Origin of the sequence: Bradyrhizobium sp. Cp5.3 (genome assembly GCF_000426265.1) — a bacterium.
GTDB lineage: Bacteria > Pseudomonadota > Alphaproteobacteria > Rhizobiales > Xanthobacteraceae > Bradyrhizobium > Bradyrhizobium neotropicale.
On sequence record NZ_AUFA01000040.1, the window covers coordinates 1 to 16,008 of the forward strand.

The window sequence follows — 16,008 nt, forward strand, 5'->3', positions numbered from 1 at the left end:
CAATCCCGACGCCATGCGGACGCGACGCGAGACGGTCGAGCATCCCTTTGGCACGATCAAGGCCCGTATGGGTGCAACCCACTTCTTGATGAAGCGCCTACGGAACGTCGCCGCCGAGATGGCTTTGCACGTCCTGGCCTATAACCTCACTCGGGTGATGAACATCGTCGGCAAACCGAGCCTGATTGCAGCAATCCGCGCCACCTGAACGCGCGGAAGTGCGTCCAAAAGCGCCACCGCGCGTCGCTATAACCACCTCAGCCGGCTATTGGACGATCCGACGCGAAAACATCGGCGGCCTGCAACGATTGTCGACTACGGCCGCTTCCGAGCTATCCATTTCCACACAACCAAGACCTGCTGCAGACCGTGTATCCCGACAGGCGCGATCTCATCGAATCCGTTCTGCTCGAGGCCGGCCGATGGGAAGGCCGGGTCGAACAGCGGACGAAAGCCGGCACCGCGCTCAGCGTCGATGCCCGTTGGGCCCTGCAGCGCGATCATCTCGGCAGGCCGGTCGGCGTGCTCGAAACGCACACCGATGTCACGGACCGCGAGGCGGCGCATGCCGCGCTGGTGCAGAGCGAGCGACGGTATCGGCGGATGTTCGATGCCAGCCGGATCGGGGTCCTCGAAGAGGACTGGAGCGGCCTCCGAGCCGCGCTGAATTCGCTGGAGCCGGGGGAAGCCGGCCTACGCGACTATCTTGTGCAAAATCCCGATTTCGTCCGATACGCCCGCGGGCTGGCCAGGATCACCGACGCAAATCCCGCCCTGCAGAGGATGGCCGGGGCAAGCAGCTCCTCCGCCTTCATCGAGAACGTGGACAGGCTTCTGGGCGCGGACGACCGCAGTTTCCTCGGCGGAATGCTGGCATTCGCGGAAGGCGAGCCGTTCTACGAGGGGGAGACCGATCTCGTCAGGCTCGACGGCGGCAAGGTTCCCGTGCTGTTTACCATCACCTTCCCGCCCGAGCCCGGCGGGGATCGCAACGTGCTTGCCTTTGTCATGGATATCACCGAACGCAAGCAGTCGCAGGACGCACTGCTCGCGGCGCAGGCAGAGCTTGCCCACGCCGCACGCGTCGCCACCCTTGGCGAACTCAGCGCATCCATCGCCCATGAGGTGAATCAGCCGCTGGCGGCGATCGTCACCAGCGGCGAGGCCGGCTTGCGCTGGCTGCGGCGCGACGTGCCCGATCTGAACGAGGTTGCGGCGACCATCGGTCACGTCGTTGCCGAAGGGCGCAGGGCCGGCGAGATCGTGACCCGCATCCGGACCTTCCTGAAGAAGAGGTCGCCCCAGCAGGACATCCTGCAAATCAGCGAGATCATCGATGAAGCAGCGTTGCTGGTCGGGCGGGAGCTCGCAAAGGACGACGTCGTCCTGACCATCGAGGTGGAACCTGGGCTGCCGCCGGTTCGCGGCGACCGGATCCAGCTTCAGCAGGTTCTCGTGAATCTGCTGGTCAATGCCGGCCAGGCCATGTCGGGCCAAAGCGGCCCCCGCATCGTTACGCTCGGCGCCGGTTCCGTCGCAGGCGAAAGGCTCGCCATCACGGTGCAGGACACCGGCCCCGGCATCGCACCTGGCGACCTGCCCCGCCTGTTCGACGCGTTCTTTTCGACGAAAAATGGCGGAATGGGCATGGGACTTGCGATCTGTCGAACGACGGTTGAAGCTCACGGAGGGCAGTTGTCGGCAGAGAGCGTGCCCGGTTCGGGGGCGACATTTCGCCTGACGCTGCCCTACAGCCAAGAACACACCACGCCATGACACGACCGATCGACGAAGCACATCCGCCATCCGCAAAGTCCATCGTCATCATCGTCGACGATGACGCAGGGATTCGTACCTCGCTCGACAGCCTGTTCCGATCCGTCGGCCTCGAAACGCGCCTGTTCGGCTCGCCGGCTGAGTTGCTCGGCGGCCAGCTACCCGACAGGCCCGGTTGCATCGTGCTGGACGTCCGGCTGCCCGGGGTGAGCGGGCTCGATCTCCAGGGCCAATTGGCCCAGCAGGGCATCGGATATCCCATCATCTTCATGACCGGCCATGGAGACATTCCGATGTCGGTGCGCGCCATGAAGGCTGGTGCCGTCGATTTTCTCTCCAAGCCATTCCGCGATCAGGACATGCTCGATGCCGTGACGGCAGCGCTCGCACGCGATGCCCAGCGTCGCGCCGAAGCCACGGCGAAAGAGGATATTCGCGCCCAATACGAGACACTGACGGCGCGCGAGCGCGAGGTGATGGGCCACGTGACCGCCGGCCTGATGAACAAGCAGGTCGCAGGCCTGATCGGCCTCAGCGAGATCACGGTCAAGATCCATCGTGGCAACGTGATGCGCAAGATGGGGGTCCGGTCGCTGGCCGATCTCGTCCGCAAGGCCGAGGCGCTTGGGGTATCCCAGACCCGCAGGTCTACGGACCAAACCTGAGTATAGTTCCGGTGGGACCGTCCGCGGTCCATAAGGCGCTGACGGCCGCGTTGCGGGGAGATAGCCTCCTTGGAGCACGCCGGCCAGGAAGTGCGGGAATGGCCAAGACCCCGGTAATTGCGATCGTGGACGACGACGCAGGAGTTCGCACCTCGCTTGCGAGCCTGGTGCGTTCGCTCGGCTATGAGGCGCACACCTACGAGTCCGGCGTCGACTTCCTCGAGCAGCCGCCAGGCGATGATCCGGCATGCATGATCGCCGACATCCAGATGCCGGCCATCACCGGAGATGAATTGCAGGCGCGGCTGATTGCCTCCGGCCGCCATTTCCCCATCATTCTGATGACGGCGTTTCCCTCCGACGCCGTCCGCCAGCGTGTGATGGCGGCGGGCGCACATTGCTATCTCGGCAAGCCCTCCAGCGGCGACGAAATCATCCGCTGCCTCGAAGAGGCGCTGGCAGGTCAGCCGCCGCGCTAGTCCTACCTTCCCTTCCGCACAGAATGCGCGTGGCTTCTGTATTCGGAGCGTGCATTCTGGCAAGCAGGTTCCTGGACCGGAAATACCGGCAAGCCCGGCAAATCTCATACTCGCGCGCATGCGAGCGAATGCCACCAGTGCTCCCGGTCAAGCGCGCCCCCTTGTCTTCGCCGGTTTCTCCGCGAGCTCCTGGGCCTTCGCGCTGCGGGTATGGCTCGCGACCCTTCTCGCGCTCTATGTGAGCTTCTGGCTCGAGCTCGAATCCCCGTCGTCGGCGGCCCTCACCGTGGCGATCCTGGCGCTGCCCACGCGCGCTCAAGGCATGGAAAAGGCCGGCTACCGGCTTCTTGGCACCGCCATCGGCGTCGCGGCATCGATCGTGATCGCCGGCGTCTTCTCCCAGACCGGCGGTCTCCTGCTCGCGGTTTTCAGCATCTGGATCGGCCTCTGTGTCTATACGGCCGGGATGCTGGACGGCAATCGCGCCTACGCGGCAGCCCTCGGCTGCACCACCGTAGCCTTGATTGCCATTCAGCAGATCGATAGTCCCCTGCAGGTGTTTCCCACCGGCGTCGCGCGTGGCGCCGCCATTGCCATCGGGGTCCTCGCGGTCGCACTCGTCAACGAGGTCCTTGCCGCGCCCGCCTACCATCCGGTGCTGGCAAGCCGACTAGAGGCTCTGCATCGCCGGGTCATGGACGTTGCGCAAGGCGCCGCTCGCGGCGAAGCGTCCTCAAGCTCCGTCGCGGCGGGCCTGTTGCGCGATATTGCGGCCCTGCGTCCAGAAATCGCGAGCCTCACCACGGAATCGAGCGACGGCCCAGCGAGAACCGCCGCAGCGCGTTCCGCCATGGTGGACCTCGTGACCGTATTGTCCCTCGCCCGCTCGCTCGCGGCATTGCCCGTCGCTATCTTGCCGACCGAAGTCGCGGGCGATCGGGACGGCGGCGCCTCCGGTCTGATCGCGGTTTGCCGAGCCTGGCTCAGGGGCGAGATTCTTCGCAAGAGCGCGGACGTGCGCAGCAGCCTCGACGCCCTGCGCGCCGGCACACGACCGCCGCAGACGTGGCGTGCGCCGCTGTATCGCTCGCGCCGCATCGCAGCCGAGGGCGGCGCGCGGACGGCGATCCATTTCGCGCTGATCGCGATGTTGTTTGTGATGGCGGGCTGGCCAACCACCGAGCTCTGCCTTTCCCTCGTTGCAGTCATCATCGCGCTAGGTTCGACGGCCCCCGATCCACGCAGCTTCACGATGACGGCGTTGCTTGCCATGCCGATTGCGTGCCTGCTCGCCGGCATCCTGAAGTACCTCGTCTTCAACGGCGTCTCCGAGTTTCAGTTGCTGGCGATCGGTCTTGCGCCTGTCGTCATCGGCCTTGCGCTCCTGATCTCGCTGCCGAGCCGCATGCTGTCATCGGTTGGCCGCCTCACCCTGGTGTTCACGCTCGCCATCTTCGCCCCGACCAACCCGCAGAGCTACGATCCCGAGGTGTTTCTGGTGACAAGCCTCTTCGTTTGCCTGGCTTCAGCGCTGGTCTTTGCGGCACAGCTTCTTCTCCCGTCCTTGTCGGGCGAGCGACGGACCCGGCTGTTGCTGGGCGAGGCCCGCGCCGAGCTGAACCACGTCGATAGCAGGCAAGTCCGGCATCTTCCGCTCGAGGAAGCCGCGTTTCGCGATGCCGCGCGCATCGAACAGATCGTGACGGCAAACGACGGTTCGACATCCAACGATCAGGTCATGGCCGAAGCGATGCGCTGCTTCGACCAGGCTGCGATCCTGCGGCGGTGCCGTGTCGAACTGGACCGTCTGGCGGCGGGTGCGCTCGCCGAACCGGCGCGCGCCGCGCAAGCCGCCCTCGCCTTGCGCAACGATCGGGCGATCTTGGCTACGGCGGACGCGCTGCGCCAGGCGGCAAGCCGACGCGGCCTGTCCGCCAATTCGACCCTCGCGGCACTGGTTTCGGCAAGCGTGGCGTTCGCATCAATGCAGCCCAGCCGAGGAAAGTGGCCATGACGAACACATATCATGAGCTGGTCATCGGGGGTGTGCTGATTGCGCCGATCGTGTCGTACGCGGCAACGGCGTTGCTCGCGTTCCTGTTACTTCGTCCTCTGCTGCGGTTCGTTGGCTTTGCGAGGATCTTCAGCAACCCGTCGCTGGCCGAGCTCAGCCTGTACGTGACGATGTTTTGCCTGCTCGCACTATCTTCTTAGGGAGAGTACCGTGGAAACTGGCCTGCGCCGCGACGCGGCCACGCTGCTTGACGGCAAAGCGGCCACCGAAACACAGGCCGGCAGCACCGACGCCGTCGACCATGCCGGCCTGCCGGAGCCTCTGGCACGCGACACCAGCGATCGCGCCGCGGAAGACGGCAACCGTGCGGCTCAGGCGACACCCTCGACGCTGCGGCGCGAGGCTCTCGGACGCCTCATCGTCGGCGCCGGCAAGCATCTTGCGACGCTCGGAATTGCGCTGGTCGCCATCCTGATATCGGCCGCGACATGGCAACACTACGTCACCGCTCCGTGGACACGGAATGGCAGTGTGCGCGTTCAGGTCGCCAACGTCGCGCCGCAGATCCCGGGCAAGATCGTGGAGCTGCGGGTGGCCGACAACCAGTTCGTCCACAAGGGCGACGTCCTCTACGTGATCGATCCCTTCGACTTCGAGGTGGCCGTCCGCGTCGGGAAGGCCCTCGTCGACCAGCGGGCGGCCGATTTGGAAGTGAAGCAGGCCGAATTCGATCGCCGCCAGCATCTGTCCGATCTGGCCACGACGCCCGAGGAGCAGCAGATCTTTGCCGGCAATGCGATGCAGGCAAAGGCCGCCTATGAAGCCGCGACACACCAGCTCGCGCAGGCGGAGCTGAACCTGAAGCGGACCAGCGTGGTCAGTCCGGTCGATGGCTACGTCACCAACCTTCTGCTGCGCGTCGGAGACTATGCCGTCACCGGCGTCAGCAACGTCTCCGTCATCGATTCCGACAGCTTCTGGATCGACGGCTACTTCGAGGAGACCAAGATGGCTCGCATCTGCATAGGCGATCGCGCCGAGGCGCAACTGGTCGGCTATCCCAGGCCGATCCTCGGGCACGTGAAGACCGTGACGCGCGGCGTCAGCGTATCGAACGCCGCGGCGGGCACGCAGGGCCTGCCCAACGTCGATCCCATCTACACATGGGTGCGGCTTGCCCAGCGCGTGCCGGTTCGCGTTGCCATCGACACGGTGCCGGCCGACGTGCCGCTGGTCTCGGGCATGACGGCGACGGTGACGATTCGGCAGCCTGCCGGTGGTGATCCCCAGACCTGGTTCGGCCAACTCCGTGCGAACCTGATGGCCCCCATATCCGACTGGTTCGGAGAAGGCCGCCCGCCACGTCCGAACTGCCTCCAGGGCGCATCCCAGCCCGCCCCCGAAGTAGAGGCGCTTCCTTACACGCGGGAGCCCGCGGTTCCCTCGGCGGAGAAGATCGCCCCGGGCCTCACGCCCGGCGTCGACGCGTCACCGCGCCTTCCCTGAATCCGGCCAAGATGAGAGGCGCTGCGCCGCGCCTTTGATCCGCTTTGCACCAAGCCGCACAGTGCCAGCCGGCAAACTCGCATCTCGCAATGCAACCCCTTGATGCCCTTGGTCCAATTGACGTTTTTGCGACACGGGGTCGCACCCATCGCATTTGCAAAATCTAACAGCGCTTAAGGATCCATAACGAGCTTTGCGACGGGATCAGACTTATCGTTTAGGCATCGACTTGTTGCATTCGGCAGTTCGGCGGCCGTCACGGCGGCAGCCGGACTTAAGAAACGGGACCAACGATGCTTACCGACATGCAAACGGCCGGCGCCTGGCTGGGCTATGATGCCAGCCAATGCGAACCGGAGATTCCGCCGGAAACGCGTGCGTTTCCTCATGAACGGAAATGGCGTCGGCCCGAGCAACACACCGGCACTGCCGCCGAGGACATCACGATCTCGCGCTGGACCTATGCGCAAGCTGCCGTCCGGCACGAAGAGGCGACGACCCCGCCGGACCGCTATTTCTTCTGCATTGCCTTGAAGACGACGCGCCTCAAACTGACCAGGGGCAGCCAGACCATCTTCGACGGCATCATGCCGGCAGGCACGCTGTATGTCGGCGCCCCCTCGAAACAGCTCAGCGCGCAGTTCCATGCACCGTGCGACTTCCTGCACTTCCACGTGTCCGCCAACTGCTTTCCATCGCCGCAACCGGATACGGAATTTCTCACGGCCGAGAGCCTGAACGACCTCGTCCTGTTGCGCGATCCGTTTGCCGAGCAACTTGCAAAGGCCCTGACCGAGCACGGCGCCTCCGCCGATGAGGAATTTGCCCGCTGCATCGGTCAGACGCTGGCGATGCATGTTGCCCGGCGCGAGTTGCCGCGTACGAAAGTCAACGCGCTGCCGAAATGGCGCCTCCGGCGCGTCGAGGAACATGTCAGGACGCATTTCGACCGCTGCATCAGCCTGTCCGATCTTGCCAGGGTCGCGGGGCTGTCGCGCATGCACTTTGCGGCGCAGTTTCGCGCTGCGACGGGATACCGGCCGCGCGAGTACCTCCTGCATCAGCGCATCGAGCATGCGAAATCGTTGCTGTCGAACAGCGAGACGCCGTTGGCCGAGGTCGCGTTGGCCGTCGGCTTCTGCACGCAGGCGCATTTTTCGACCGTCTTCAAACGCATCACGAGCGACACGCCGGCGCGCTGGCGGTGCGCCAAGCGGAACGAACTGTCGTTGGCCGCGGGTCACGACAGCGATCGGGCGCCACCGCGCACCACGTTTTCTCGTGTCCTTCCGGCGGAGCGGCGTGATTCATGCGAAATGAGAAACGTCCTGGGTTCATGAAAGATTCTGTCTGCCCCATCGGCGATGCTGCAGACGTGAACGACTGAGACCCAGTCATGGCTCCGGCCTCCCCTCCCGGGCATGCGAGCCTCTCGGGGCCGTCCTCCCCCAAGGGACGGCCCCTTTTTTGCGATCAACCGCATCCTGTCGAACGGCAGCCGCTCGCGCCGCTCGAGCAGAGCGATCGCAAGCTTTGGCGATGCTGCCTAACTGGGAAAGAGCACGGCGATCGCAATCGCCATTGTCACGATGCTGAATGCGGTGCTGGCGATCACCATGGAGCCCGCGGTCGCGGAATCCAGCCGGTAATTGACGGCAAACAGGATTCCGAAGAAGCCCGACGGCAGAGCGGCAAGCAGAATTGCCGTCTTCGCAGTGTCCGGACCAATCCGAAGGCCGTAGACGATCGCAACGGCCAGCAGCGGCCGGATGATGTCTGACGCCGCCGTTGCGGCGACGACCTTCCAATCGAGCCGGAACGACTGGGCCGACAGGACGAGGCCGGTCACGAACAGCGCCACGCCGGCGGTCGCGTTGCCGATCAGCTCGAGGCAGGCATGCGCAAGCGCATCGAGATTCAGATCGGACAATGAAAGCAGGATCCCGAGTGCGGGCGCCAGCACGACCGGCTTGGTGAGCGCGCGCCGGATGGCTACCAGAACCAGCCGCGCCGACATTTCGCCGCCGTGAGCCTTGCTGGCGTTCATCTCCACCACGATCAGCGTGAGCGGGCTGACGAGGATCGAGCCCGTTGCCAGTACGACAGCAACCGGAACGATGCCGGCCGCTCCCATCACCGACGTCAGGATGGGCAGACCGACGCCGGCAAGATTTGGGAAGCCGATCGTCAAGGCCTGGAGCGATGCATCGGATTTGGTGACTCCGGCGAATGTGCGCGCGCACCAATACCAGGCGACGTAAAGCACCAGCATCGTCAGCCCAGACACCAGGAACAGCGGGCCCTGCTCGATCGTCTGGCTGCGCGAGGCCGCCGCGGTCGCGGCGAACAGCGAGGCCGGCAGCGCAAAATCCATCACGAGCGCATTGAGACCCTCGACGTGATGATTGTCGATGACGCGAATCCGGCCTGCTGCAAATCCGAGCAGCAGGACGAAGAAGACCGGCGCGAGCGCCATCACGATTGGATTGGACGTCATCGGCCTGACCTTTCACAGGAATCGACGAGGACAGTCATGGCGAGCGGGTCGACCGATCGCGTCACGCGGAATTCTCCGGATCATGCAGTGAGGCTGGCGGGAGTGCTGTCTCTCCCGCCAGTCTCCCTTCTGCCGGTCGTGCGTCAGGACCGGCAAAAGGTGTTTCAACGTGTGGCCGGCGGCACGATGTTGCGCGCGGCGCGCGCGATGACGGCTGCCACTTCCTTGGGATGGGACTCGTAGACCGAGTGGCTGGCACCCGGGATGACGGTCGTCTGGCTCTTGGCGCGCTCGTAATACCAGCGCTCGAGATCCGGGTTGATGATCTGGTCGTTGCCGGCGACAATGCCCCAGCTCGGCTTGGTCTTCCACGCGGCCGCGGTCAGCGGCGTGCTGAATACCTGCGTGGCGGCCAGGACCTGGGAACGCGATTCGAACTCGGCCTGCTCGCGCGGCAGATCGGGCGCGAACAGTTTGGGGAATTGCACGGGATCGAGATAGGTGAACTTGTCGGGGGTGACCTTGATCGCGCCTTCGGTCTTGCCCAAGACGCTCGGCGTCTTCTTGCCAAGAGCCGATTCGTCCTCGCCGACATCGGGCGCGTGGGCGGCGACGTAGACGAGACCGACAACATTGGGATGGACGCCGGCTTCGGTGATGATCGATCCGCCGTAGCTATGGCCGACGAGGAGCGTCGGACCGTCCTGGAGATCGAGCAACCGCTTCGCCGCGGTGACGTCATCGGCAAACGACGTCTCCGGCTCCTGCAGCATGCTGACGTGGAAGCCCTCCTTGGTCAGGATTTCGTAGACCGGCTTCCAGCCGGATGCATCGACCCAGGCACCGTGCACCAGGACGATATTCTTCAGAGGTTCGGCGCTCGCTGGGACAACAGTCGAGAATAGTGCAAGTGCGGCCGTGAAGGCCAGGCAGGTCTTGAGATGTTTCATGTCAGATGACTCCGGGTTGGAATGACGCGGACACTAGTTTCGAAGGTTGCGTGCGTATTTCCGCAAACAACTGTCCTTGTCACTTCGCACGCCGGCAATATCCGGGCCTCGAACGATGACTCACGCGCTCGGCTTCAGCGACCTAACTAGTACGCGCGTTCGACTGATGGACAGCAAGCAACGTTCGTACGCGAAAGACCATCGTCGCTCGGTCGGGCATTGCAGATGGAGCTTCTGACATTTCCCAAACTCCACGCAAAGGATCGGACAATGACATCAACCGCGAAATGCTACATCGTCCCCCTCATTCTGCTCTGCGCAACATCGTCGGCGCATGCAAGCTCCTGCACGGGCGCGATCACGCGCACCCAGGCTCAGCTCGATCTGGCGATAGAGCACAATGCCGGCTCGCATGGCTGGAAGCCCGAGAGTCTGAACGCTTTGCGCAGCTATCAGCCCACGCCCCGCTCGCTCGCCGCGGCCGAGAACGGCAATGGCCCTGACTTCACCGGTGCGCTGGATTCGCTCGCTCGCGCGCGCGCTGCCGATCGCGCCGGCGACACCGCCGCATGCAACCGCGAGCTCGCCCGTGCGCGAGCCGTGCTGAGATAGCGAAAGCAGGATGCATCCTTTCGTCGTGCCGCCAGGGAGCAGGGCGTGCATTCTGGAAATACCTGCGCTTCCGCTGCTCTCTATGGTTCGGGAGCATTCAGCCGGAGCACCGCCCATGCGAATACAGCTCTCATCGAACAACGCTGACGCAAAGCGATCCGCACCGCGTCGGTTCACGTTGATGTGTCTGGGCGCGACGCTTGCCGCCGGCGCCGTATGGCTGGCCGCGACAGCGGCGATCGCCCAAACGACAGTTCCGACGATGCCGATGACGCAGCCGCCGGTCGGCATGGGCGCGACCTCGCCGCTGAATCCGCAAGCTCTTCGTCCCGAGGGTATTCCGCTGGGATCGACTGAAATTGCAACGCCGGGCGTGTCCCCGATCAGTCCCGCGCAAGGCATGGCGAACTGTGCCACGTCAAGCAACGCCGGAGCGCCCGGAGCTCTGTTCGACGGCGGCGGGCTTGCCGGAGGTTCATCGGTCCCCTGCACCGGAAGCGCGACGTCTCCGTCGGCCCTGCCCTCAGCATCGACAGTCGGACGCGTCGGAATTCCGCTCGGTGCCACCGAGCTCGGAGGTGCCGGATTGAGCCCAACCGTGCCGGTGCCCGGCCCAGATCTTTCGGGCGGACCGGCTCCCATGAACAGCACCGGAAATCCCTGAAGTTATCGAGGAACATCACAGTGAAACCAATCCTCACCGTCACGCTCGTCGCGTCCGTTGCTGTGCTGGCGGGCGCAGGCTTCTGGTTCTTCGGCACGAACAGGCACCCAGCCGTCACCGCCGCGCCCGTGCCTGCCGCCATCCCGGTTGTTGCGGCCACCGTCACCGGTAAGGATGTCCCGATCTATCTGCGCGGCATCGGCACGGTGATCGCCTACAATACCGACGTCGTGCGCAGCCAGATCCAGGGGCAGATCGTCAAGATCGCCTTCACCGAGGGACAGACCGTCAAGGCCGGCGATCTCCTCGCCCAGATCGATCCGCGTCCCTATCAGGCGCAGATCGAGCAGTTCACCGCCAATCGCGACCGCGACCAGGCCCAGCTCATGAACGCCGAGGCCAATCTTTCCCGTTATACCAAGCTCGGCGACAAGGGATATGCGACCCCGCAACTGATCGAGACACAGACCGCGCAGGTGGATCAGCTCAAGGCGGCCGTGAAGGCGGACCAGGCACAGATCGACGAGGCCAACGTCCAGCTCAGCTACACGCGCCTGACCTCGGCCATTCCCGGCATTACCGGCGTCCGCCAGATCGATGTCGGCAACGTGATCCATCCGACCGATCCGAACGGTCTCGTCGTCGTCACCCAGATCGAACCGATCTCGCTGCTCTTCACCCTTCCGCAGACGGATCTGCCGGTGATCCAGCAGCAGGCCGCGAAGGGAACGCTGAAAGTCATCGCCTACAGCCAGGACAACAAGATGAAGCTCGACGAGGGCAGCCTCCTGCTGGTCAACAACGAGATCGCGGGCACGACGGGCACCGTCCAGCTCAAGGCGGAATTTCCAAACCGTGAGCACCGGCTCTGGCCGGGGCAACTCGTGAATGCGCGCCTGCTGCTGGAGACGCGGAAGGATGCCCTGACCGTGGCCGGCTCGGCGGTGCAGCAGGGCCCGAACGGCAACTACGTCTATGTCGTGGCGGCCGACCAGACGGCGAAGCTGCGACCTGTCCATGTCGCGCAAATCAGCGATGGCCAGGCCCTGATCGACCAGGGCCTGAAAGCGGGCGACGTCGTCGTGGTCGACGGCCAGTATCGCCTCACGGAAGGAAGTCGCGTGCGGGAGCTGCACGGCAAGGCGGCGCGTGAGGCCGACCTGCAGAGCGCCGTGCAGGACGCCATCCCATGAACCTCTCCGCGCCGTTCATCCTTCGGCCGATCGCAACGGCGCTCCTGATGGCGGGCCTGCTGTTGTGCGGCCTTGCAGCCTATCCGCTGTTGCCGGTCGGCGCGCTGCCGAACGTCAACTTCCCCACGATCCAGATCTCGGCGCAATTGCCCGGCGCAGATCCGGAAACCATCGCTTCGTCCGTCGCGACGCCCCTGGAGCAGCAGCTCAGCCAGATCCCCGGCGTCACACAGCTCACCTCGTCCAGCGCTCTTGGCGTGGCACAGCTGACCGTGCAGTTCGAGCTGTCGCGCACCGTGGATAGCGCAGCGGTCGACGTGCTGGCCGCGATCAATGCCGCAAGTCCGTTTCTGCCGCCGAACATCCCCTACCCGCCGACGATCCGAAAGGTGAATCCCGCGGAGACGCCGATCATGCTGATCGCGCTCACGTCCGACTCGCTGCCGCTGACCACCGTTGACGCCTACGCGGAAAACATCCTGCTGCCCAAGATCTCGCAGATTCCCGGCGTGGGCCTGGTCGGAATCGGCGGCCAGCAGAAGCCCGCGATCCGCGTCCGCGTCAATCCGCAGGCGCTTGCCGCCCGGGGGATCGGGCTCGAAGACGTCCGCAGCGTCATCGCCGGCGCCAATGTCGATCTGCCGAAGGGAACGCTCAATAGCCCGCGCGTCACCTATACGCTGAACACCAACGATCAGCTGCTGAAACCCGAGGCCTATGAAAATCTCATCGTCGCCTATCGCAACGGCTCGCCGGTGCGGATACGTGACATCGGCACGGCCATCAATGCTCCCGAGAACGACCTTCTGGCTGGCTGGTACGGAAAGCAGCCCGCCATCGTTCTCGCGGTCCAGCGCGTTCCCGGCGCCAACGTGATCCAGACGGTCGACCGCATCAAGACGCTGCTGCCGACGCTGCAGGCTTCGGTTCCCCCGGCGATCAAGGTGACGATTGCCGCCGACCGCACCGCCACCATTCGCGCCGCCGTCTCCGACGTCCAGTTCACCCTGCTGTTGACGGTCGCGCTGGTGGTCATGGTGATATTCCTGTTCTTGCGAAACTTCTGGGCCACGATCATTCCGGCGGTGACGGTTCCCTTGTCGCTGATCGGGACGTTCGCGGTTCTCTATGTGCTCGGCTACAGCCTGGACAACCTTTCGCTGATGGCGCTTTCGATCGCGGTCGGTTTCGTGGTCGACGACGCCGTGGTCGTGATCGAGAACATCGTGCGCCATCTCGAGCAGGGCATGACGCCGATGCAGGCGGCGCTCAAAGGCTCCAGCGAAATCGGCTTCACGATCGTGTCGATCACGCTGTCGCTGATCGCGGTGTTCATCCCGCTGTTCCTGATGGGCGGGTATGTCGGAAAGCTGTTCCAGGAGTTCGCCGTCACGATCACCGCATCGCTCCTGCTGTCCCTGATCATCTCGCTCACTTTGACCCCGATGATGTGCGCGCGCCTCCTGAAGGACGACTCGCGCAAGAAGCATGGCAGGCTCTATCTCCTGTTCGAGCGTGGCTTCGATTCCCTGCTCGCGCTCTACGAGCGGGGCCTGCGCGTCGTGCTGCGCCACCGTTTCGTAACGCTGTTGGTGATGCTCTCGACCATCGCGCTGACCGGCTATCTCTACGTCATCATCCCGAAAGGCTTCTTCCCGCAACAGGACACCGGACAGATCGTCGGCATCACCGAGGCCGCGCAGGACATCTCGTTCCCCGCAATGTCCGAGCGCCAGCAGGCGATCGTCGGCGTCCTGCAAAAGGACCCCGCGATCGCGTCGGTCGCGAGCTATATCGGCCCGGGCGGCCCGACCGCCACACTCAACCAGGGGCGCATCTTCATCGTCCTGAAGCCGAAGCCGGAACGCAAGGCCAGCGCCGATCAGATCATCGAACGGCTGAAGCCCCGGCTCGCCCACATCCAGGGAATCACACTCTACATGCAGGCGGCCCAGGACATCACGATCGGCGCACGCCTGTCCAAGACGCAGTATCAGTACACCCTGACGGACGCGGATTCCGACGAACTGACGCACTGGTCGGGCATTTTCCTCGACAAGCTCCGCGCGCTCGACATCATCACCGATGTCGCCAGCGACCAGGCCAATGCCGGCCCGCGGCTGGACGTCACCGTCGATCGCGAGGTCGCCTCCAGCTTCGGCATCCTGCCTTCAACCATCGACAACACGCTCGACGATGCCTTCGGCCAGCGCATCGTCTCCACCATGTTCACCTCGCTGAACCAGTACCACGTCGTGATGGAAGTCGACCCGCGCTTCCAGTACGGCCCCGAAGCGCTCAAGGACATCTACCTGAATTCGGCCACCGGCCAGCAGGTGCCCCTGAGCACGCTGGTCCACAGCGTCATCAAGCCCGCCCCTATCCTGATCAACCATCAGAGCATGTTTCCCTCCGTCACGATCTCGTTCAACCTGCGGCCCGGCGCTGCACTCGGCGATGCGGTGACGGCGATCCAGAAGATAGAGAAGGACACCGGCAAGCCCGCTTCGCTCGCGACCTCGTTCCAGGGCAATGCGCAGGCCTTTCAGTCTTCCCTGTCAGGCACGCCGCTGCTGATCGGCGCCGCGCTGATCGTGATCTACATCATCCTCGGCGTCCTCTACGAGAGCCTGATCCACCCGATCACCATCCTGTCGACATTGCCTTCCGCCGGCATCGGCGCCCTGCTCCTGCTACTCGCCGTTCACGTGGATCTCAGTGTCATCGCGATCATCGGCATCATCCTCCTGATCGGCATCGTCAAGAAGAATGGCATCATGCTGGTCGACTTCGCCCTCGAAGTGGAGCGCCAGCACGGGCTCACTCCCCAAGAGGCGATCTACCAGGCCTGCACGCTGCGCTTCCGTCCGATCCTGATGACGACGATGGCCGCGCTGCTCGGGGGCGTGCCCCTGATGCTCGGCACCGGCACCGGCTCAGAGCTGCGCCAACCGCTCGGCTACACCATCGTCGGCGGCCTGATGCTCTCGCAAATCCTGACGCTCTACACGACGCCTGTGGTCTATCTCTATCTCGACAGGCTCGGCGCGTGGTTCACCAGGCCGCGGGCGGCCGGGCCATCCGGCCCGTCCACGGCCGCACCAGACACGAGGTTAGGTCATGAGTCCGCTTGACAGCGTGACCGTCGGCATGACGGCGGAAAAGCGTCTGACCGTCACGCCCGAGATGACGGTCGGCCATGTGGTGCCGGGCATGCCGGCGGTCTACGGCACACCGACGATGATCCTGCACATGGAAATGGCCGCGGGATCGTCGATCCAGCCATCCTTGCCGGCCGGATTTGTCAGCGTCGGCATGATGGTGAACGTCCGCCATCTCGCGGCGACGCCGATTGGCCGCATGGTGCGTGCGGTTGCTCGGATCGTCGAGATCGAGGCGAAGAGCGTCGTGTTCGAGGTCGAGGCCTGGGACGGCACCCGCAAGATCGGCGACGGCACCCATCGCCGCGGCATCGTCAACGTCGCAGAGTTCGAGAAACGGTTCGGCGTAACGCGGCCTGCGGAGGTGATGCGTTCTCAACGCCCTGAGGGGATGACGGTCCGGGTGAAAGACGCGTCCCTTCTTCATCCGGAGTCTGCCGACTGCCGTGACGACGCCCGATGATCGCAGGTTGCCGGTGTTTTGCCCGACG

General features: G+C 64.5%; 16 protein-coding genes and 1 pseudogene. 13 read left to right on the forward strand and 4 right to left on the reverse strand.

The window, feature by feature from the left end:
* The coding region (locus K289_RS46010) for a transposase (RefSeq protein WP_035686744.1) at nucleotides 1-208 on the forward strand (208 nt) is incomplete at its 5' end.
* A 107-nt stretch (nucleotides 209-315) separates the two neighbouring features.
* Here K289_RS46010 and K289_RS52510 read toward each other — a convergent pair.
* Nucleotides 316-567 (reverse strand): hypothetical protein, encoded by a 252-nt coding sequence (locus K289_RS52510; protein WP_245284064.1) that lies wholly within the window; start codon nucleotides 565-567, stop codon nucleotides 316-318.
* A gap of 36 nt (nucleotides 568-603) precedes the next feature.
* Between K289_RS52510 and K289_RS46015 the strand changes: the two genes are divergently transcribed.
* The 5 genes from K289_RS46015 (at nucleotide 604) to K289_RS0133445 (ending at nucleotide 5,134) form a co-directional block, all read left to right on the forward strand.
* Entirely contained in the window at nucleotides 604-1,776 is a 1,173-nt protein-coding gene (locus tag K289_RS46015) for a nitrogen regulation protein NR(II) (protein WP_245284065.1), read from the forward strand.
* Nucleotides 1,773-2,441, forward strand: coding sequence for a response regulator transcription factor (locus K289_RS0133430; protein WP_027555443.1), 669 nt, complete (start codon nucleotides 1,773-1,775; stop codon nucleotides 2,439-2,441). The genes K289_RS46015 and K289_RS0133430 overlap by 4 nt, the downstream gene beginning before the upstream one ends.
* A 98-nt stretch (nucleotides 2,442-2,539) precedes the next feature.
* A complete protein-coding gene (locus K289_RS0133435) occupies nucleotides 2,540-2,920 on the forward strand; it encodes a response regulator transcription factor (protein WP_027555444.1) in 381 nt (126 codons plus the stop codon).
* A gap of 118 nt (nucleotides 2,921-3,038) precedes the next feature.
* On the forward strand, nucleotides 3,039-4,934 hold the full coding sequence (locus K289_RS0133440; RefSeq protein ID WP_027555445.1) for an FUSC family protein: 1,896 nt from the start codon (nucleotides 3,039-3,041) through the stop codon (nucleotides 4,932-4,934).
* Nucleotides 4,931-5,134: a DUF1656 domain-containing protein gene (locus tag K289_RS0133445; RefSeq protein WP_027555446.1), complete on the forward strand. Its 204-nt coding sequence runs from the start codon at nucleotides 4,931-4,933 to the stop codon at nucleotides 5,132-5,134. The genes K289_RS0133440 and K289_RS0133445 overlap by 4 nt, the downstream gene beginning before the upstream one ends.
* Here the strand turns inward: K289_RS0133445 and K289_RS53165 are convergent.
* Nucleotides 5,088-5,237 (reverse strand): dienelactone hydrolase family protein, encoded by a 150-nt coding sequence (locus tag K289_RS53165; RefSeq protein ID WP_371260887.1) that lies wholly within the window; start codon nucleotides 5,235-5,237, stop codon nucleotides 5,088-5,090. The genes K289_RS0133445 and K289_RS53165 overlap by 47 nt on opposite strands.
* Before the next feature lie 6 nt (nucleotides 5,238-5,243).
* Here K289_RS53165 and K289_RS0133450 point away from each other — a divergent pair, with 6 nt between their 5' ends.
* Together K289_RS0133450 and K289_RS46020 are read left to right on the forward strand one after the other, a co-directional pair.
* Nucleotides 5,244-6,440, forward strand: a complete 1,197-nt coding sequence (locus tag K289_RS0133450) for a biotin/lipoyl-binding protein (protein ID WP_371260889.1) — start codon at nucleotides 5,244-5,246, stop codon at nucleotides 6,438-6,440.
* Between the two features lie 293 nt (nucleotides 6,441-6,733).
* The gene (locus K289_RS46020) at nucleotides 6,734-7,780 is read left to right on the forward strand and encodes an AraC family transcriptional regulator (RefSeq protein WP_035686748.1); all 1,047 of its coding nucleotides are present in this window, start codon (nucleotides 6,734-6,736) and stop codon (nucleotides 7,778-7,780) included.
* A 206-nt stretch (nucleotides 7,781-7,986) separates the two neighbouring features.
* Here K289_RS46020 and K289_RS0133460 read toward each other — a convergent pair whose 3' ends face one another.
* Together K289_RS0133460 and K289_RS0133465 are read right to left on the reverse strand one after the other, a co-directional pair.
* Nucleotides 7,987-8,937, reverse strand: a complete 951-nt coding sequence (locus K289_RS0133460; protein WP_027555448.1) for an AEC family transporter — start codon at nucleotides 8,935-8,937, stop codon at nucleotides 7,987-7,989.
* A 164-nt stretch (nucleotides 8,938-9,101) separates the two neighbouring features.
* Complete coding sequence (locus K289_RS0133465; RefSeq protein WP_027555449.1) at nucleotides 9,102-9,887, reverse strand: alpha/beta hydrolase; 786 nt, start codon at nucleotides 9,885-9,887, stop codon at nucleotides 9,102-9,104.
* Nucleotides 9,888-10,157: 270 nt separating this feature from the next.
* Between K289_RS0133465 and K289_RS0133470 the strand changes: the two genes are divergently transcribed.
* The 5 genes and pseudogenes from K289_RS0133470 to K289_RS46025 all read left to right on the forward strand — a co-directional run.
* Nucleotides 10,158-10,499, forward strand: a complete 342-nt coding sequence (locus K289_RS0133470; RefSeq protein ID WP_027555450.1) for a hypothetical protein — start codon at nucleotides 10,158-10,160, stop codon at nucleotides 10,497-10,499.
* A gap of 115 nt (nucleotides 10,500-10,614) precedes the next feature.
* Nucleotides 10,615-11,163, forward strand: a complete 549-nt coding sequence (locus tag K289_RS50920) for a hypothetical protein (protein ID WP_027555451.1) — start codon at nucleotides 10,615-10,617, stop codon at nucleotides 11,161-11,163.
* Between the two features lie 20 nt (nucleotides 11,164-11,183).
* Complete coding sequence (locus tag K289_RS0133480) at nucleotides 11,184-12,356, forward strand: efflux RND transporter periplasmic adaptor subunit (RefSeq protein ID WP_027555452.1); 1,173 nt, start codon at nucleotides 11,184-11,186, stop codon at nucleotides 12,354-12,356.
* Nucleotides 12,353-15,490: an efflux RND transporter permease subunit gene (locus K289_RS0133485; RefSeq protein ID WP_027555453.1), complete on the forward strand. Its 3,138-nt coding sequence runs from the start codon at nucleotides 12,353-12,355 to the stop codon at nucleotides 15,488-15,490. Before K289_RS0133480 ends, K289_RS0133485 begins: the two co-directional genes overlap by 4 nt.
* Nucleotides 15,477-15,869: pseudogene (locus tag K289_RS46025) on the forward strand (thioesterase family protein); the annotation flags it as partial. The gene K289_RS0133485 and the pseudogene K289_RS46025, both read left to right, overlap by 14 nt.
* Between the last annotated feature and the right edge of the window lie 139 nt (nucleotides 15,870-16,008).